The following is an 18,299-nucleotide window of genomic DNA, read 5'->3' as shown; positions in this document are numbered from 1 at the left end:
CATCGGGCAGGTTTAGGTAACCTCGCCAAGTTCCCCCTGTTCCTCTTGCGTGGCGTTGCGGCGCAAACGGTCGCGCCACTGCTGACGCCAACTGCGTGTGTCGTTGCGATCGACCAGCACAAGCTTCGCAATTGCCGGAAGGACGAACAGGGTCAGGATGGTCGCGGTGATGAGCCCGCCGATCACCACGGTCGCCAGCGGCCGTTGCACTTCGGCCCCGGTCCCGGTCGCGATCGCCATCGGCACGAAGCCGAGCGATGCCACCAGCGCAGTCATCAGCACCGGACGGATGCGCGCCAGCGCACCGTCCACGATGGCTTCTTCCAGCGCCATGCCCTTGTCGAGACGCTGGCGGATGGCCGTCATCATCACCAGCCCGTTGAGCACCGCCACGCCGGAAAGCGCAATGAAGCCCACCGCCGCCGAGACCGAGAAAGGCAATCCTCGCAAGGCAAGAGCAAAGACACCGCCAGCCAGAGCCATGGGGATGGCGCTGAACACAGCCAGAGCGGGAACCCATCCGCCCAGCGCCATGAACAGCAATAACAGCACAAGAGCGAAGCAGACCGGCACGACGATAGCGAGCCGCGCCTGCGCCGCTTGCAAGTTCTGGTATTGGCCGCCCCATTCGATGAAGGAGGCAGCGGGCATCTCGACCTGCGCCGCAACACCCTCCTGCGCTTCTTCGACGAAGGAGCCCAGATCGCGTTCGCGGACATTAGCCGATACGATTACCAGTCGCCGCCCTTGTTCACGGCGCACTTCGGCCAGGCCATCGACCACCCGGAAATCGGCGAGCGTCCGCAGCGGGACGGTTACGCCGTTTTCAAGAACAATCGGGAGAGCACCAAGCTGGTCGAAGTCGTCCCGGGTGGCAGCATCGAGGCGCACGACGACATCGAACCGTCGGTCACCTTCGAACACCATCCCCGCGGGCCGTCCGCCCAAAGCGATGGCCACCGACTGGGCCACATCCTCTACGGTCAGCCCGTAGCGGGCGATGGTGGGCCGATCGAAAGCGATGTCGAGCGTCGGGAAGCCCGTGACCTGCTGCACCTTCACGTCTGCGGCGCCTTCCACTTCGCGCAGGACACCGGCGACTTCGCCTGCCGCTTCGGTGAGCGCGGTGAGGTCGTCGCCGTAAAGCTTGACCGCCACATCACCACGGACGCCCGCGATCAGTTCGTTGAACCGCAGTTCGATCGGCTGGCTGAACTCGTAGAGGTTACCGACAAGACCCCCGAGAGCCTCCTCCATTTCCGCGATCAAGGCGTCCTTGGACAAGCTGGGGTCGGGCCATTCCTCTCGCGGCTTGAGGATAACATAGGAATCCGAGATGTTGGGCGGCATTGGATCGCTGGCAACCTCAGCCGTGCCTGTTCTTGAGAACACCAGCTCGACCTGCGGAAACTCTTCAATGCGGTCCTCGACCTGTCGCTGCATGGCGAGCGAGCGTTCGAGCGAGGTGGAGGGAATGCGCAGGGATTGCACCGCCAGATCGCGCTCGTCGAGCTGCGGGGTGAACTCGCTGCCGAGGAAGGTGAACACCACAGCCGCAAGCGCAAAGGCTCCGGCACCGGCTCCGATTACCGGCCAGGGCCGGGCAATCGCTTTGTGCAAGGCCGGACCATACCGCTCCTTCGCCCAAACAATGGGCTTCACTTCCTTCTCGGTCAGCTTCTTGTTGAGCAGCACCGCAATCATCGCCGGCACAAAGGTCAGCGACAGCACGAAGGCCGAAGCCAGCGCCAGCATCATCGTGATCGCCATCGGCGAGAACGTCTTGCCCTCGACCCCGGTGAAGGTGAGCAGCGGGGCAAAAACAAGGAAGATAATCGCCTGGCCGTAAACGGTCGGTTTGATCATTTCCTGTGCCGCGAGGCGGGTTTCGGTCAGGCGTTCCCCAAGGGTGAGCAAGCGCCCTTCATGATGCTGCCGTGCAGCCAGGCGTGCGACGCTGTTCTCGACGATGATGACCGCACCATCGACGATCAACCCGAAGTCCAATGCGCCAAGGCTCATCAGATTGCCGGACACACCTAGCCGGTTCATCCCCACCGCTGCGAGCAGCATCGAGAACGGGATGACCAGCGCCGTGATAATCGCCGCCCGGATGTTGCCAAGGAGCAGAAACAGCACGGCGATAACCAGCAAGGCCCCTTCGAGCAGGTTCTTCTCGACGGTCGCAATGGTGGCATCGACCAGTGACGAGCGGTTGTAGACGATCTCGGCCACCACACCTTCGGGTAGCGATGCGCGCACCTCCTCAAGCCGTGCAGCGGCGTTCGCGGCCACGGTCCGGCTGTTCTCGCCTGCGCGCATCAGAACCGTACCGACCACGGCCTCATCGCCATTGAGCGATGCCGCCCCGGTGCGCAGATCGCCGCCGATGGCGACATCGGCCACATCGCCGATGCGGATCGGAACGCCCTCCCGTGTTGCCACCACGGCTTCCTTGATGGCATCGATTCCGTCAAGCCGGGCGTCCACTCTCACCAGCAATGCCTCGCCCGCGCGGTCGACGAAATTGGCCCCGGCGGCCAGGTTGGCGGCCTCCAGAGCTTCAATCAGCGAGTCGAAGGAAAGGCCGTAGCCGGTAAGCCGCGCGGGATCGGGCTGCACCAGATACTGCTTTTCAAAGCCGCCGATGGAATCGACCCCGGCAACACCGTCAATAGACCGCATCAGCGGTGCCACGACCCAGTCCTGCACGGTACGAAGGTAGGCCGCCTTGGCCACTTCGCTGTCGAGCCTATCTCCGCGTTCGGTGATGAAGCTGCCGTCGGACTGCCAGCCCGTCCGGCCACCCGTTGTCGCTCCTTCGCCGCCCGGATGCTCATACTCGATCGTGTACATCAGCACTTCGCCAAGACCGGTGGAGATCGGCCCCATGGTGGGTTCCGCTCCTTCGGGCAGCGATGCACCGATCGGCGCAAGTCGCTCGTTCACCTGGCTGCGGGCGAAGTAGATGTCGGTGCCTTCCTCGAAGATCGCGGTGACCTGGCTGAAGCCATTGCGCGAGATCGAGCGGGTCATTTCCAGCCCCTCGATTCCGGCAAGGCCGGTCTCGATGGGGAACGTCACCTGCGTTTCTACCTGCGAAGGCGACAGCGCGGGCGCGCTGGTGTTGATCTGGACCTGCGTATTGGTGATGTCGGGAACCGCATCGATCGGCAGGCGCACCAGATTGAACGCGCCATAGATCGCCGCAAGCACGGTCAGAACGATGATCGCCCAGCGAAACCGCACGGCGATATCGAGAACGAACCCGATCAGGCCGTGACCGCCATCGTTGCCGTGAGTGGGGGCAGCCTCCTGCGAGGGAGCCGTGGTCTGATCAATGTCCATGTTCGGCTTCCTCCTTTTCGAGTTCAGCTTTCAACAGGAAGGCATTGGTCGCCGCGATGGTCTGGCCGACTTCGATACCGGACAGGATAGTCACCATTCCGCCCGAGCGGCTGCCCGTCTGCACCGTCCGCGCCTGGAATCCGCCCTGGGTGCGAACGAACACGACATCGCGGCCGTCAAGCACCTGTACGGCATCTTCGGGGACTGCGATGCTGGTCTGATCCACCTCGCCGGAGGGCCGGATGCGTGCCTGCAGGAAGGAGCCGGGTTGAAGACCGGAGGCACTGCCGGGCAAGTTAAGAATGGCGGTAGCACTGCGGCTCTCGGGGTCGAGCGAAGGCGTCACCGAGCGCACCCGCGCACCGATTTCACGGCCATCCCCTACTTCCAGTGTCGCTTCATCTCCGGGCCCGATGCGGGCGGCGTCGGGTGATGGCAGGGCCACTTCGATCTGCAATCCCTCCGGATTGACCACCTGGAAGAGTTCTTCACCGGCATCCACAAAGGAGCCGAGCACGATCGGAGCAGCGGTTATGCGACCCGAAAGCGGGCTGGTTACCGCAAGCGATCGCCCATCGCCGCTGACCCCGGCCGCTGCGACAGCTGCCTGCGCGCGGGACAGTTCGGAGCGGGCGACATCGAGATTGGCACGAGCGGCTTCAAGGTCCTGCCGGGCGGTGACATTGGCTTCAAACAAGCGCCGTTCACGATCGTAAGCCGAGGACAACTCGGTTACGCGCGCACGTGCGGCACTCAATTGCGATGCCAGCGCAGCGGCATCGGCGCTTTCGATCCGGGCGACCGTTTCGCCCTGACGGACGTAATCGCCCAACGTCTTGCCAATGCTGCGGACAACACCCGTCGCGCGGGCATCAATGCGCGCACTTGCGGTGGGGCTTGCTGCGACGGTGGCCGGGAAAACCAGTTCCATGCCGGCGCCCGCCTGGACCGTAACGACTGCGATCTTCGCAGCTTCGATTTGCGCGCCGTCGAGCGATACCAGGCCTTCGACCGCTTCACCCTCGGCGCCTTCGGTATGGGCTTCGCCTTCGGCATGAGTGTCACCGTCTGCGTGGGGTTCCTCTCCACTTGAAGGCCAGAGAAAATACAGCAAGGCTGCGACGACAAGCACGATCCCGGCGATAATCGCCAGTGTTCTGCGGTTCATGGAAAGATTCCTCATTGTGCGGCCAGCCTGATAAGTTCGGCGGCGGCCTGCCCCCGGTCTTGCTGCGCGGCGATCAGTGCCTGGCGGATCGCGTCGCGCGCCTCAGCGGCGCTCAGCACCTCGATCAGGGGAAAGCGACCGTTGCTGTAACCGATCTGCACCAGTCGCAGCGCTTCCTCTGCCTGGGGCAGGGACGTGGTGGAAAGGGTTTCAACGCGCGCCTCAGCGGCAAGATAGGACGAGCGTGCGCGCATCACTGCCTGTTCGTAATCGGCCAGTGCCACCGCTTCACGAGCTGTTGCTGCGCGCAGATTGGCCTCGGCAGCGGCGATATTGCCCTGATTCCGATTGCTGAACGGGAGCGGGATCGAAACGCCAACGATGAAGGCATTCGCGTTGCTTTCTTCAAAGCGCCGGACACCAGCCGAGATGGTCGGATCGGGAACGCGCAAGCTCCGCTCCCGCGCGATTTCGGCGGCAGCGGCAGATGTGGTGGCCCGCGCAACCTCTAACTGCAGCGGTGAACTCCCCGCCAATACATCGCCTGGCGGTACAATTGCGGGAAACTCGCTCGGCACCAGGGGCGGTGCTGACTGTTCACTCCACAAGGCGGCAAGGCCGGTCCGGGCTGCCAGACTGGCTGCTTGTGCAGCCTCCAGCTCTGCCTGCGCTTCGGCGAGCGCGGCTTGCGCCCGCAAGGCCCGAAGCGGCGGCTCGCGGCCCACCTCCACCAGCAGGTTCGCGATGCGGGCCAGCTCCTCGTTGCGCGCGACGATATCGCGGGCCAGATCGACACGCGATGCCGCTGCAACGGCGGTGATATACCGCTCGCGCACCAGATAGCCGAGCTCGGCCTGTGAAAGACTGGCTCTCAGGTTCGCCAGATCGGCCTGTGCCTCGGCCGCTTCGATCCGGGCGCCGCGCTTTCCACCGAGTTCGAGCCGCTGACCGACCGAAAGGGTATATTCGGTCGCGCGCAGACCGGAAAACATGCCGCTACCGGCAAAGTTCTCGGCCTCGAACGACACGTCCGGGTTGGGGCGCAAGCGAGCCTGGCCGATCAACGCCTCTGCCGCCGCGCTTTCCGCACGTGGTCCGATAAGACGCGGGTTGCTGTCGGATGACTCAGAACCTTCTGCGACCCCGCTAAGATCGAGCGCTTCATCAAGCGACACGACCGGTGGCTCCTGCGCAGCGGCAGGTTCCATCAAAGTGGCGAAGGCCAGCCCTGCAATCAGGGCGCCCCGCCAGAACATGGCTGACATTTTGGATTACTTCCTCTGCTGACGTTCGAAGACGGCACCGGAAGCATCCCCGGTGCGCGCGGAACGTCAGGCTCGAGGAGGAGGGCTCAGTATCTCGCGTTCAACCGAAGGCAGACGGGCAAAGCGCGCCGCCAGGTGGACGGTCAGAGGCCTGGGGCTCTCAACATCAGCGACCACGTTTTCCACGTTGGACCCATGGTGACAATGCCCGTGCGCGCACACGCCATGCTGCTCGACAGGAGCGTCAGTATTGCCCGGATCATCGCCGCCTTGTGCTTCCGCCTGATGGACAAAGGTCATGATTTCCGCGTCGCTGGAAAACGCGGGTTCGGTCCCGCAGGTTGCGGCGTCTGCCACCGTTGCAAAGACAAGCATCACCAGCGCCAAAAGTATGGCCAGAGGGCGCAGGGCAACAGGGCGGAGAGTGAATGTCACTGTATCGGCGCCGCGTCTAACATTGGCAAAGAAGTCGGGCAAGTTGCGAATAAATCTGCAATATATGAGGTTATAATGTTACGTTGGAGGCGAGCATGACATGTCATGACCTGCCTGCTTCTGAAAACCGGGCGATCTCAGACCGGAGATCATCGGGAATTGGCATCGGAGAAAAAGCACTGATACGCGCCCTTCCGCTATTGCCAATAGGAAGGCGTCCAAGACCGTTGCCGACAGGCGCGAGCATGAGTCGCGCAATCTGCCCCGCGACCTCGCGCCAATCGCGCACGTGCCAGGCGAATTGCAGCATTTCCCAATGAGATCCGATGTGCGCCCAGAACAGAACCTGCGCAACGATATGCGCGCGCTCGAGATGGCCCCAGGCGGCTTCATTGTCGCACCGGCTGCGGGCCGCAGTGTATAGCGCATACTCGGTCGCCAAAAAGCTGAGCCGTGCGGATTTCTCGTCAGCGCTCATGCCATAGCACTCACTATGCAGACGCTCGCGTTGCACCGAGCTCACGGCGCGCCTGAGAGATAATCTGCCAGCCTCCGTGAAGTCCAATGGCAGCCATGATGAATGCGGCGAGCAGATCAGGTAAGCCGCTGCCAGTAAACATGACGGCGACCCCGGCCCCGATAACTACAACGTTATTGATCGCGTCGTTTCGCGAACAAACCCAGACAGACTGCATATTCGCGTCGCCACTGCGGAACCGGAACAGCATCACGGCGACCGACAGATTGACCAGCAATGCAAGAGCACCGACCGCGCTCATGGCTATCGGTTCCGGATCGGAACCTGCGATGAGGCCCCAGATTGCCCAGCCAAGCACACCGAGCGCAAAGCCGAAAATGGTCATGCCTTTGATCAAGGCGGTCCTTGCACGCCAGCCAATCGCCATGCCTGCCACGCCAAGGCTAACGGCATAGTTGGCTGCATCGCCGAAGAAATCGAGCGCGTCAGCCTGCAAGGATCGCGAGCCCGCCACCACACCTGCCACCATCTCGACAAGGAACATTGTGCCGTTGGCAAACAGCGCAATCCACAAGGCCCGCCGCCATTCCGGCCGGTTCAGATTTTCGGTGCTCCCGCAAGCGGCAGCGCAGCAATTATCAGCCATGACCTACTCTTTGGAATTTGCGAGTCGGCCCTCTATATGCACCCTGTAGCTGCTACAGGGTCAAGCGATGAAAATTGGCGAACTTGCAAAAGCCACCGACACGCAGGTCGAGACGATCCGGTACTACGAACGGATTGGTCTTTTAAGCGCGCCGGGCAGGTCGGCGGCAAATTATCGGATTTATGATCCCTCACACCGGTCCCGGCTGAGCTTCATTCGCCACTCCCGCCAGCTTGGCTTCACGATTGACGATATCCGTTCGCTGCTCGATCTCGCCGATCACCCGGAGCGTGATTGCGCTGAAGCGGACAACATCACCACGCGGCATTTGCGCCAGGTCGAAGCCAAGATTTCCCACTTGACCCGGTTGCGGGATGAGTTGGTCAGGGTTTCCGGGCGGTGCCGCGGGGGCCTTTCATCTGATTGTCAGGTGATCGAGACGCTGGCCGATCATGGACATTGCACCGCCAAACACGAATAGATCGGTTCCACATCGATAGTATGATCTGCCCCCTTCTGAGTGGCCCAATTTCTATTTTAGAATTGGCCAGTCAGGAGGAATGGAATGGCGAGGAAACACAAGCCGGAGGAGATTATCGGCAAGCTGCGTGAAGCCGAGATCGTGTTGGCGCAGGGCGGCACGGTGGCGGATGCGTGTCGTCGGATCGGCGTCACCGAGCAGAGCTACTATCGTTGGCGCAAGGAATATGGCGGCCTGAAGATGGACCAGGCTCGGCGTATGAAAGAGCTGGAGAAGGAGAACGCCCGGTTGCGCAGGGCGGTATCGGACCTGACGCTCGACAAGCTGATCCTGCAGGAAGCTGCCAGGGGAAACTTCTGAGCCCCGCGCGCCGACGGCGCTGTATCGATCATATCAGGACCATGATGCCGGTATCCGAGCGGCGGGTGTGCCGCGTGCTCGGGCAACATCGATCGACACAGCGCAAGGTGCCGCGCGGGGCGGATGACGAAGCCGCGCTTACCGAGGACATCATCGCGCTTGCTCGGCAGTATGGTCGTTATGGTTATCGCCGTGTGACGGCCTTGCTGCGCGAAGCGGGCTGGCATGTGAACCGCAAGCGGGTGGAACGCATCTGGCAACGCGAGGTGCTCAAGGTGCCACAAAAGCAGCCGAAGCGTGGCAGGCTCTGGCTCAACGACGGCTCATGTATCCGACTGCGCCCAGAATATCCGGGGCACGTGTGGTCCTACGACTTCGTCGAGGGCCGCACGCACGATGGTCGCAAGTTCCGCATCCTGTCGATCATTGACGAGGCTAGCAGGGAGTGCCTGGCCTTGCCGGTGGCGCGGCGGCTTCGCAGCGAAGATGTGCTGGCGGTGCTGGCAGAGTTGTTCGTCACCCGCGGGCCACCGGCGCACATACGGTCAGATAACGGTCCCGAATTTATCGCCAATGCCGTGCAGCAATGGCTGTCGCAGATCGGTGTGAAGACACTCTACATTACACCCGGCAGCCCATGGGAGAATGGCTACTGCGAGAGCTTTAACGGCTCGATGCGTGACGAACTCTTGAATGGGGAGATCTTCTACACCCTGGCCGAGGCCCAGATCCTGATCGAAGCCTGGCGACGGCATTACAACACCGTCAGGCCACACAGCTCGCTGGGCTACCGACCGCCAGCCCCGGAAACGGCGACTCCGCCATGGCTGCCCTCCGGTTCCGCTTCGCTCCACCTGCGGCCAGCCATGGCGGCGGAGGCAATCTTGCACTAACAATCAACACGGACCACTCGGTGGGGGCCGATCACGATGGCTTGTGTGGTCGTTCCCAGTTTCTGGGCCGCGCACCAAGAGCAAGGCGATTGGCGGATCCTCGCTCGGTGGATCCATGAGCATCTGCCTTACTCGACGCTCTATTTCTTTCCGACCTATTGGGCATTCAATATCGGCTGGCATGAACGTCCCGAAAGGAGCATCAAGAGCTACGCCGAACCTGCCGGTACATTCACTCCCTGACGGAGACGCAAATCAAGTTTCGAGTCCCAAAAAAGCTACGTGATCATCCAAATAGGATGTTCATTAGCGATCCTAAATTAAAGACATCGAAAATGAAGGCCCGCTATTGCGCCCACACCAAAAGGCGGTGTTCAAAACCAGAACCGCAGGCCGACCACATAGTTGGTCACGCTCGGATCTTCGCCCGCAAGGCGGGCATAGTCGGCGCTTTGGCCCACCTTCCATTCCTGTTCAACGCCGACATAGGGAGCGAATTCACGGGCAAATTCGTAGCGCAGCCGGACACCCAGCTCGACCGTGTCGAGACCGGCTCCGATGCCCAATTCGGGAATGTCCTGGGCTGATAGGTTTACCTCGGCGCGCGGTTGAAGGATGAGACGTTGGGTAATGCGCTGGTCCAGCTCGGCTTCGATACGTGCCGTGACGTCGCCTCTAGTCGAGAGGAATCCGGCGGCATCGACCTCGAACAGGTAGGGTGCCAGTCCCTGGACGCCGATCACGGCATGGGTGCGCTCCGGTCCGGTAAGGTCCTGACGCACGCCCGCCTGCAAATCCCACCATGGACCGATCGCATGGCTCCAAAGCCCTTGCAGCTCCGCGCTCTCAAGTTCGCCGCCGAAATTGCCCTCACCTTCACTCTTGAACCAGAACTTGTCGAGGTCGCCGCCGTAATAGCCTTGCACATCCCACAAGTAGCCATCCTGACCGCCCCGCGCCCTGTATTCGGCCCGATCGGCCTGGAACCAGAACACCGGCAGGCCACTGACCTCACGCGCAACCGCCGCGCGTGAAGCGGCCATTTCCTCTTCGCCGACAAAGGCGTCCGCAGCATAGAGCGGTCCCGAAAAGGCTTCGGGTGGCGGCAGACCTTGCGGTATATCTGTGCTGTCCCCCGCTGCACCGTGATCCATCGAGCCGTGACCCATTGCGGCGTGACCCATCGTCTGCCCGCTCGAACTCGCCGCAGTGGCGTCTGGCGACATGACCTGATGGCCTGAATGGTCCATCGCCTGATGCCCTGCGTGCGGATCGTCGGCGCTCTCCTCCTCTACTGGGGCGGTTACCTCGGCGGGATTGGGACTGGAATGGTCGTGGTCCTGCGCCACGGCCACCTGCGGCAGGACAATAAGCGGCAGGGACAACAGCATGGTCTTGCACATTAGCCTTCTCCCCCTGGCAGAGGTCGGACGGTGACCACCTGAAACATGCCGTTGTGCATGTGGTAGATCAGGTGGCAATGGAACGCCCAGTCGCCCGGCTCGTTCGCTGTCAGGTCGAACTGGGCGCTTCCACCCGGCTGGACGACCAAGGTATGCTTCAGCGGCTGGTGACCGTGCGGGGCATCGTTCACCAGCTCGAAGAAGTGACCGTGCAGATGGATCGGGTGCGCCATCATCGTGTCGTTCACGAGCTTCACGCGCACCCGCTCGTTGAAGGCGAAACGGATCGGATCATCGGCGACGGCAGAGAATTTCTGGCCGTCGAACGACCACATGTAACGCTCCATGTTGCCGGTGAGGTGGATTTCCTTGAGGCGGGTCGGCTGCCGCATGTCGCGGTTCATGTTGGCTGCCACCAACTGGCGATAGTTGAGGACGCGGTGGCCGACATTGTCGAGGCCGATGCCGGGGTCACCCATCCGATCCACCGGGTTCATGGAAACCATGTCCACGCCAGGTCCCACCACGACGCTGGGAGGCAGCAGCGAGGTATGGCGCATGTTCATGGCACCCATCGCTTCGCCCCCGGACGTATCACCATGATCCATCGCGCCATGGTCCATGGCTGCGCCGGAAGACCCGTGGCTCATGCCCATGTCGGCCATGGTCAGCAGCGGCGGGTCGCGCAGCGGCGGCACCCCTGCCTGCGCGCCGGGCTGGCTCGCCAGCATGGCAATGCCCATGCCGGACCGATCCATTGCCTCGGCAACGATGGCGAAAGCGGCATCGCCGGTAGGCTCCACGATCACATCGTAGGTTTCGGCGTTGCCGATCTGGAACTCATCGACTTCGACTGGTCGCACATCCTGGCCGTCGGCAGAGATCACCGTCATCGGCAGACCGGGAATGCGGACATTGAAGAAGGTCATGGCCGATCCGTTGATGAAGCGCAGGCGAACACGCTCGCCAGGCTGGAATGCGAATTCGAGCCCGTCTTCGGGACCATGGCCATTGATGAGGTAGGTGTAGAGCGGCGCGGAGACATCCGCGATGTCCGTCGGCATCATCCGCATGCGCGCCCACATGCGCCGCTCCGCCCCCGAAAGCGGGTAGTCGTCGGTCGCGGTCGTCTTCTGATAATTGAACGGCGCTTCGCCGACCTTGAGCTTCCGCATGACTTCGTGCGGGTCAATCGGCGACCAGTCCGACAGCATGACAACGTAGTCACGGTCCACCTGGTGCGGATCGCCACCCGCCGGATCGATGATTATCGGGCCGTAGTGCCCCATCGGTTCCTGCAAGGTGTGGGCATGCCACCAGTAGGTGCCTGCCTGTCGGATGGGAAATTCGTAGCGGAAGCGCTCGCCCGGTTCGACTGCCGCCATGGTTACACCCGGCACTCCGTCCATCAGGAATGGGACGAGTAAACCATGCCAATGGATAGATGTGCCCATCGAGCTTTCATTGAGAAGATCGACCACGAGGTTCTGTCCCTCGCGCAATCGCACCAGCGGACCCGGCACCGAGCCGTTGACGGTCACCGCAGGACCGTGGCGGTTGCCGGTTGCGAACCGGGCATCGGCAACGGTCATGGTCAGGTGTTCGCCGGACAGCACATCGCTGCCTTTGCGAGCCAGCGCCCCTTCGTGACTGCCAGTCGCCCAGGCCGGTATTGAATGGCCAAGACCAATCAGGCTTGCTGCACCTGCACTGGCAGAGAGGAACTTGCGGCGATCGATGCTTATCGGGTTCGTGCTCATGCCAACTGTTACGCAGCCTTTGCACACACCCCTCAAAATCCGTCGAAATTCTCCCGCAAGCGCGCTCGCGCCCGGTAGACGCGGGTCTCGACGGCCTTTTCTGTAACGCCAAGGACCTCCGCCGCTTCGCGCTGGGACATGCCCTCCATGCTCACCAGGACCAATGCTTCGCGCAACCTGACTGGGAGGCGTTCCATCGCTTGCTGAACCGTTTCCAAAGCCTGGCGATCTGCTGCGACCTCTTCGGCATCGGGCTCATCGGCGGCAAGGTCGAGATCGAAATCATTGCCAGCGAACCCGAAAAAGCGCGCCGCCTTTCGCCGCCGCAGGACATCGCGACATTTGTTCAGAGTTACCGTGGTCAGGAAGGCTGCCGGGGGACGTTCAGGATCGAGTTTCGTGCGTGCCACCCAAACAGATGCCAAGGCGGACTGCACCGCATCTTCGGCTTCGCTCGCCGATCCCAGCATGCGGCGCGCAAGCGTGAACAATTGCGGGACGAGCGGCGTGACCAGCCGATCAAAAGCCGATCGGCTGCCGGTTTGGACCTGCTTTACCAGATCGCGTTCAACGGGCTGCGTGTCTCTTACCACCGCCGTTCATTCGCCGGTTTCGCCGGTGAGGGACGCCGAAACCTGCCTGTCGAATTGAGCCCGCTGTTCTTCAGTCAGCAAGTCGCGCATGGCAAAGACATGGCGCACGGTCGCCTTCTGCAAGTCGCCCATTGCGGCGTGGACGTTGTCGATCGCCACGGAAACTTTCGGGCCATATTCGTGCTCCTCTTCCATCGCCGCCGCGAGCTCCGCATTCGCCGCTCGCAGGGAAAGCTCCAGCTGTCGGCGTTCGATGGCGAAGTTGGCTTCCAGAAGCTCCAGCGCCGCAGACTGTTCCGCATCAAGAACAAGCTCGTCGTGGACAAAGGCATGTAACCCCTCGCCTTGTTCGCCGTCACGCCATTCACCCGCTACGAACGCGCCGATGCAACCGGCAGCTATAGCCAGCAGAACACCGGCAATGATCTGGAGAATGCCAAACTTCATGGTTCGACGTGAAGAAGTGCAGAGGGGGAGAGGTCGGCCCCGCCAATCAATTGATACTGGGCAGGCTCAGCCGAGGCGGGAGCCTGGACCACGCCAATTCCCGTTCCAAGCCCGATAAATGCCATGCCAGCCATCAAGGCCAGGCGGCGGCGCTGGCCCGCAGCTTGCTCCATCTGCCCGGCTCGCAGCCACACGCCATCCATGAAGTCGCCAGACATTGAGGGCGCCGCGACATTGCCGAGGGACTTGAGCGCCCTGTCCAGATGATCGTCATGGTGCATATGCAATTCTTCCCGTTCTTGCCCTGACATACGCATGCTGGCGCAGCGCCCCTCAATTTTTCTTGAGGGCTGGCGGCTCGTCATTCGTAGGACTGGTTATCTCGCCTGACCAAGGGATGGCAAACATGATTGCAAGATTTCGACGACTGGTCCTGCCTGTATTGGCAATTGGCCTCTCGATTGCCTTGGCACCTCCTATCACTGCCCACGAAGAACACCAGCAGGACATGACTGATGCCGAAATGGTGCAGGTGGAGATGGGGCACGACGCTGACGCCGAACACCATGCCGGAGACGATCACCACGATACCGGCATGCTTGACCATCACGATGGCGAAGTCGCTCCCGCAGTTGCGCCAGCCGAAGCGAGTCTGACGCCCGAGCAGGCGATGGCAGCGGCAGTTGCAGAGAACCGCGCCACATCTGTTATCGATGTGCTTGGGCGGCTGCACCCGGTCGCTGCGCATTTCCCAATCGCATTGTTGCTGGCCGCAGCAATCGCCGAACTCATGTTGCTGGCGCGCCCCTCCACTGGCCTGGAGGTGACCTCACGCTTCCTCGTTGCCGGTGGCGCGGCTGGTGCCGTAGTCGCTGCGCTCTTGGGATGGACTGCGGGAGGCTGGCGACTTTCCGACCGATCAGAAACGCTTGGCCTCCACCGCTGGAACGGGACTGCGATCGCCGCACTGGCGATACTCGCCACATGGCTCGCGTTTCGAAGCGAACGCAGAACCGCGCTTCGGGTGGTCCTGCTCGTTCTTGCGGTCGCTATCGTCGCCCAGGGTTACCTCGGCGGAGAAATGGTGTTCGGCCCCAACCATCTTGGAATCAGGTAAATGACAATGAACTTTAATCTGCGAGCGAGTGCGCTCTCCCATCTGGTCATTCCGCTTGCTTTGCTTGGCGTGGCCGGTTGCAGTGAGACGCCTGAGCAGGAGGAGGCTTCGTCGGCAGAAGTGGAGCCTATGGCGCCTTCGCCGAGCGCCCCTGCGCCAGCCGAAGAGGCAACAGCACAGCCAGTGGTTGCAACCGACGACGCGCCAGCCGCGGATCAGGCAGCGGCAAGCCGGCAGTCAGAGCGTCCTCCCGCTGTCGCTGTTCCCGCGCGGCCTGCCGCAATCGACAGCGCAGCGCCCGAACCGGCTGCAGCAACACCCGATCCCCACGCAGGTCACGACATGACCAACCACGACATGGAAGGGATGCATTCCCAATGACCAACCCGCAATCGCCCTCGAACTTGCGTCGCCCGCTGGCGGCGGCGCTTCTCATGTTGTTGGCAGCGTGCTCCAATGCGGCGCAGGCAGCGAGCTACACCATGTTCCGTGACCCCAATTGCGGGTGCTGCGAAGAGTGGGCCGAACATATCCGCACCGGTATGCAGGCCGAGATCACGGTCGAGAACAGCGCCGACATGACTGCGATCAAGGATCGTGAAGGTGTTCCGGTCGAATTGCGATCCTGCCACACGATGGTGGTCGATGGATATGTGATCGAAGGCCACGTTCCTGCCGCGGATATTGCCCGCCTGCTGCGCGAGCGACCGGATGGCGTCGAGGGGCTGGCCGTCGCTGGCATGCCAATCGGCTCGCCAGGAATGGAAATGGACGACCGGACGCAACCCTACCAGGTCATCGCTTTCGGCAGCGCCGGTCGCAGCGTGTTTGCCAGTTACGAATAGAACCAGAGGAGAATGACAATGAAGCGATTGATTATGGCACTGGCTGCAGGAAGCATGTTTGCTGGACCGCTTGCCGCGCAAGAACAGGAAAAACCTGCCGAAGCCGAACAGCCGCAGATGTGCGAAATGATGCACAACGGCGAGCGGATGCAGGGCATGATGATGCGCGGCGAAGATGGCACGATGACGTGCAAGATGATGGACCACGGACAAATGGAGCATGGCTCGATGGGTCATGGACAAATGGACCATGGTCACATGGGCCACGGACAGACCGCCCAACCCAGCGCGACCGAAGGTCAGACCGATGCTCCCCAGAGCGATCCCGCCCCGCAGGATCATTCGGCCCACGAAGGTCACACCCCCGGCTAAGTCGTCAGGGGACGGACATGGGGCGAGCGCCTGAAAATGAGATCAAGGTGCTCGCTCTCTCCGAAGAGCGGTTGTTCGGGCAAGTCCCTCACGCCGCCAAAGCAGATCAAGGGGGAGAAGAACAATGGCGAAGTCCGCAGTTGGCCAAAGCATCAGGACCTGGGGCTGGACGCTCAGCCTGTTCCTCCTGATCACCTACTTGGCCTGCATCGCCTTCGGCCTGGTTGCGCCTGAACAGATGCACATGCACCGAGCCTGGGCGCCACTCTTGCCGGGATTCGAGTGGTTGACCCTTTCCGGCTTCATCGCCGGAGCCGTGGGAAGTTTCCTCTATGGCTGGTATGCTGCGATCCTGCTGGTGCCGTTGTATAACCATTTCAGTCGCCGCGCCGGTTGAGACCGCGCGGAGTCGAGGAGCTCCCCGATATGGCTCACGATCACGAACACGCCGGGCATTGCAGTCATCACGCTGACAAAGACGCTCCAAACGACGGGCGTTACGACACCGTCCCCGAAGGATTCCAGGGAACGGTATACACCTGCCCGATGCATCCGCAGGTCCGGCAGACGCACCAGGGTTCCTGCCCGATATGCGGCATGGGGCTGGAACTTGAGTCGGCCACAATGGTCGAGGAAGGTCCCAATCCCGAACTCGTTGATTTCACGCACCGCTTCTGGCTTGGCGCAATTTTGACGGTCCCCTTGCTGGTCCTGACCATGGGGCCGCTGGTCGGCCTCTCCGGTATTCGGGACATCTTCGGGGAACGCATCACCTTATGGATCGAACTCGTCCTTGGCACGCCGGTGGTGCTGTGGTGCGGATGGCCCTTCCTGGTCCGAGGCTGGAACTCGTTCCGCACGCGCAATCTCAACATGTTTTCATTGATCGGCATGGGCGTGATCGCGGCCTATGCGTTCAGCGTGGTGGCGGTAATCGCTCCCAATATTTTCCCTGACGGCTTCCGCGATGCGGAAGGCCATGTCGGGGTCTATTTCGAAGCAGCAGCGGTTATCGTGACGCTGGTCCTGTTGGGGCAGGTCATGGAACTGCGCGCCCGTGAAGGGACAGGCAAGGCAATCCGCGCGCTGCTCGACCTTGCGGCGAAGACCGCGCGGGTCATCCGTGCTGATGGCAGCGAGGAGGAGATCCCGCTCGAACACGTCCATGTCGGCGACCGCCTCCGTGTGCGACCCGGCGAGAAAGTGCCGGTCGATGGTGAAGTCGTCGATGGCAGGTCCTCCGTCGATGAAAGCATGATTACGGGCGAACCTGTTCCAGTCGAGAAGGTTGCCGGCGATTCCGTCACCGGAGCCACGATCAACGGCACTGGAAGCCTCGTGATCGAAGCCCAGCGGGTCGGCTCGGACACCATGCTGTCGCAGATCGTCGAGATGGTGGCAGCCGCGCAGCGTTCGCGCGCCCCTATCCAGAAATATGCGGACAAGGTCGCTGGGTGGTTCGTCCCGGCGGTGATCGGGGTGGCCGTGCTCGCGTTCATCGCCTGGGCCATCTGGGGACCAGAACCCACCCTGGCCTATGCCCTGGTCGCCGCGGTTGCCGTGCTGATCATCGCTTGTCCCTGTGCGCTTGGCTTGGCCACTCCCATGTCGATCATGACTGCCACGGGACGCGGCGCGCAGGCTGGCGTTCTGATCAAGAATGCCGAAGCGCTCGAACGGTTCGAGAAGATCGACACGCTGATCGTGGACAAGACCGGCACGCTGACCGAGGGCAAGCCAAAGCTTGTCGCTGTCCTGCCCCAGCCTGGAAAGGATGAAGAAGAAGTATTGCGAGCGGCTGCCTCGCTCGAGCGAGGCTCCGAACATCCCTTGGCAGAAGCGATCGTGAACGGTGCCGAGGAGCGCGGCATCTCCCTGGTCGAGGCACAGGAGTTCGAGGCCGTCACCGGCAAGGGCGTGAAGGGCGAGGTCGATGGACACGCGGTCGCGCTCGGTAACAAGGCGATGATCGAAGACCTTGGGCTGGCCGCCGGTGATCTGGTCGAAAAGGCAAACCAGCGCCGGGACGAAGGCGAAACTGTGATGTTCGTCGCGATCGATGGAGCGATTGCCGGACTCGTCAGCGTGGCTGACCCGGTCAAGGAAACGACGCCGGATGCGCTCAAGGCACTTAACGCGCTTGGCCTGCGCATCATCATGGTGACGGGCGACAACGAACGCACGGCCAAGGCTGTTGCTGCGCGGCTCGGCATCGACGAGATTCGTGCCGACGTCCTGCCCGAAGACAAGGCTCGCATCATTCGTGAATTGCAGGATGGCGGGGCCAGGGTGGCGATGGCAGGCGACGGGGTGAACGATGCCCCCGCACTGGCACAGGCCGATGTCGGCATCGCCATGGGCACTGGCGCGGATGTCGCGATCGAAAGCGCAGGCATCACTCTGGTGAAGGGCAATCTCGACGGGATCGTCCGCGCTCGCCGACTTGCCCAGGCGACCATGGGCAACATCCGGCAAAACCTGTTCTTTGCTCTGATCTACAATGCTGCCGGCGTGCCCGTTGCAGCAGGGGTGCTCTATCCGGTCATGGGAATGCTCATCAGTCCGATGTTCGCCGCGTTTGCGATGAGTGCATCCTCGATCTCGGTGGTCCTCAACTCCCTGCGGTTGCGGACGGCAAGGCTGTGACGGAAGGGCACCAAAACCACACCGAGAGTCAGAATTCACACG

18 protein-coding genes are annotated in these 18,299 nt (G+C 62.0%); 7 read left to right on the top strand and 11 right to left on the bottom strand.

All coding sequences use genetic code 11. From position 1 onward, the window contains the following. Window positions 1-12 precede the first annotated feature (12 nt). The 6 genes from H0274_RS00365 to H0274_RS00340 form a co-directional block, all read right to left on the bottom strand. Complete coding sequence (locus H0274_RS00365; protein ID WP_160773474.1) at window positions 13-3,276, bottom strand: efflux RND transporter permease subunit; 3,264 nt, start codon at window positions 3,274-3,276, stop codon at window positions 13-15. Between the two features lie 61 nt (window positions 3,277-3,337). Continuing rightward, window positions 3,338-4,516, bottom strand: coding sequence for an efflux RND transporter periplasmic adaptor subunit (locus H0274_RS00360; protein ID WP_160773473.1), 1,179 nt, complete (start codon window positions 4,514-4,516; stop codon window positions 3,338-3,340). An 11-nt stretch (window positions 4,517-4,527) separates the two neighbouring features. Further along, window positions 4,528-5,781 (bottom strand): TolC family protein, encoded by a 1,254-nt coding sequence (locus tag H0274_RS00355; RefSeq protein WP_160773468.1) that lies wholly within the window; start codon window positions 5,779-5,781, stop codon window positions 4,528-4,530. Window positions 5,782-5,847: 66 nt separating this feature from the next. After that, entirely contained in the window at window positions 5,848-6,159 is a 312-nt protein-coding gene (locus H0274_RS00350; RefSeq protein ID WP_226792008.1) for a hypothetical protein, read from the bottom strand. A 160-nt stretch (window positions 6,160-6,319) separates the two neighbouring features. Then, complete coding sequence (locus H0274_RS00345; protein ID WP_160773466.1) at window positions 6,320-6,694, bottom strand: DUF3703 domain-containing protein; 375 nt, start codon at window positions 6,692-6,694, stop codon at window positions 6,320-6,322. 13 nt (window positions 6,695-6,707) lie between these two features. Beyond that, window positions 6,708-7,340: a cation transporter gene (locus H0274_RS00340; protein ID WP_160773465.1), complete on the bottom strand. Its 633-nt coding sequence runs from the start codon at window positions 7,338-7,340 to the stop codon at window positions 6,708-6,710. Between the two features lie 67 nt (window positions 7,341-7,407). Here H0274_RS00340 and H0274_RS00335 point away from each other — a divergent pair, with 67 nt between their 5' ends. Then, entirely contained in the window at window positions 7,408-7,821 is a 414-nt protein-coding gene (locus H0274_RS00335) for a MerR family transcriptional regulator (protein WP_226792005.1), read from the top strand. Window positions 7,822-7,905: 84 nt separating this feature from the next. After that, a protein-coding gene (locus tag H0274_RS00330; RefSeq protein ID WP_226792002.1) for an IS3 family transposase occupies window positions 7,906-9,074 on the top strand; the annotation gives its coding sequence in 2 pieces (ribosomal slippage) (window positions 7,906-8,167 and window positions 8,167-9,074; 1,170 coding nt in all). A gap of 374 nt (window positions 9,075-9,448) precedes the next feature. Here H0274_RS00330 and H0274_RS00325 read toward each other — a convergent pair. From H0274_RS00325 to H0274_RS00305, 5 genes are read right to left on the bottom strand one after another with little or no spacing between them, the layout of a single operon-like run. Continuing rightward, window positions 9,449-10,477: a copper resistance protein B gene (locus H0274_RS00325; protein WP_226791999.1), complete on the bottom strand. Its 1,029-nt coding sequence runs from the start codon at window positions 10,475-10,477 to the stop codon at window positions 9,449-9,451. Beyond that, on the bottom strand, window positions 10,477-12,237 hold the full coding sequence (locus tag H0274_RS00320; RefSeq protein WP_226791996.1) for a copper resistance system multicopper oxidase: 1,761 nt from the start codon (window positions 12,235-12,237) through the stop codon (window positions 10,477-10,479). Before H0274_RS00320 ends, H0274_RS00325 begins: the two co-directional genes overlap by 1 nt. 32 nt (window positions 12,238-12,269) lie before the next feature. Next, entirely contained in the window at window positions 12,270-12,830 is a 561-nt protein-coding gene (locus H0274_RS00315; RefSeq protein ID WP_226791994.1) for an RNA polymerase sigma factor, read from the bottom strand. Window positions 12,831-12,836: 6 nt separating this feature from the next. Continuing rightward, entirely contained in the window at window positions 12,837-13,277 is a 441-nt protein-coding gene (locus H0274_RS00310) for a periplasmic heavy metal sensor (RefSeq protein WP_226791992.1), read from the bottom strand. After that, window positions 13,274-13,558, bottom strand: coding sequence for a hypothetical protein (locus H0274_RS00305; RefSeq protein ID WP_226791990.1), 285 nt, complete (start codon window positions 13,556-13,558; stop codon window positions 13,274-13,276). The genes H0274_RS00310 and H0274_RS00305 overlap by 4 nt, the downstream gene beginning before the upstream one ends. A gap of 125 nt (window positions 13,559-13,683) precedes the next feature. On the opposite strand from H0274_RS00305, the gene H0274_RS00300 reads away from it, so the two are divergent. From H0274_RS00300 to H0274_RS00280, 5 genes are all read left to right on the top strand, one after another. After that, window positions 13,684-14,394: a DUF2231 domain-containing protein gene (locus H0274_RS00300; RefSeq protein WP_226791986.1), complete on the top strand. Its 711-nt coding sequence runs from the start codon at window positions 13,684-13,686 to the stop codon at window positions 14,392-14,394. Between the two features lie 377 nt (window positions 14,395-14,771). Beyond that, window positions 14,772-15,239, top strand: coding sequence for a DUF411 domain-containing protein (locus H0274_RS00295; protein WP_226791982.1), 468 nt, complete (start codon window positions 14,772-14,774; stop codon window positions 15,237-15,239). Window positions 15,240-15,257: 18 nt separating this feature from the next. Continuing rightward, window positions 15,258-15,611 carry a hypothetical protein gene (locus tag H0274_RS00290; RefSeq protein ID WP_226791979.1) on the top strand — a complete coding sequence of 118 codons (354 nt, stop codon included), beginning with the start codon at window positions 15,258-15,260 and terminating at the stop codon, window positions 15,609-15,611. A 124-nt stretch (window positions 15,612-15,735) separates the two neighbouring features. Next, on the top strand, window positions 15,736-16,008 hold the full coding sequence (locus H0274_RS00285) for a DUF5676 family membrane protein (RefSeq protein ID WP_226791976.1): 273 nt from the start codon (window positions 15,736-15,738) through the stop codon (window positions 16,006-16,008). Between the two features lie 29 nt (window positions 16,009-16,037). Beyond that, complete coding sequence (locus H0274_RS00280; RefSeq protein WP_226791973.1) at window positions 16,038-18,257, top strand: copper-transporting P-type ATPase; 2,220 nt, start codon at window positions 16,038-16,040, stop codon at window positions 18,255-18,257. Window positions 18,258-18,299: the final 42 nt, after the last annotated feature.

The sequence above is a fragment of the Fulverythrobacter ferritrahens genome, assembly GCF_020539485.1.
GTDB classification, from domain to species: domain Bacteria; phylum Pseudomonadota; class Alphaproteobacteria; order Sphingomonadales; family Sphingomonadaceae; genus Andeanibacterium; species Andeanibacterium ferritrahens.
This window is presented reverse-complemented; position numbering and strand designations above follow the sequence as displayed.